Origin of the sequence: Bacillus sp. JJ1474, from assembly GCF_036965225.1 — a bacterium.
In the GTDB taxonomy this organism is placed as follows: Bacteria; Bacillota; Bacilli; order Bacillales; family Cytobacillaceae; genus Cytobacillus.
Window position 1 is genome coordinate 1 of the sequence record NZ_JBALPC010000074.1, and the last position, 294, is coordinate 294.

Genomic DNA, 294 nt, shown 5'->3' on the forward strand with positions numbered 1-294 from the left:
CATTTATATAATATTTATGTTTTTTAGTGATCAATAACTTTCTTATAAAAAACGCAGATATTTTTTGCGTATTGTACCAGAGAAAATTTGGTATTAAAAAGACACCAATTAGTAATTCAGCACTAAGTGAGCCAACAATCCCAACTTGTGGCATTTCCGTATTAATATCTCCAGCAGCAATCCCCACTAAAAAGCCGCTTTCCCTAAAAGAGGAAAAGCAGGCTATTTGTTAAATGATCATATTTAAGTTTGTATACGTCTTTTACTACTTAACTTCTTCTTTTTCTAAATCCT

General features: G+C 31.0%; 1 protein-coding gene. It reads right to left on the bottom strand.

Features of this window, described 5'->3' with window-relative positions; genetic code table 11:
• A partial coding sequence (locus tag V7164_RS10765) for a hypothetical protein (protein WP_335354066.1) occupies positions 1–187 on the bottom strand: 187 nt, incomplete at its 3' end.
• Positions 188–294 lie beyond the last annotated feature (107 nt).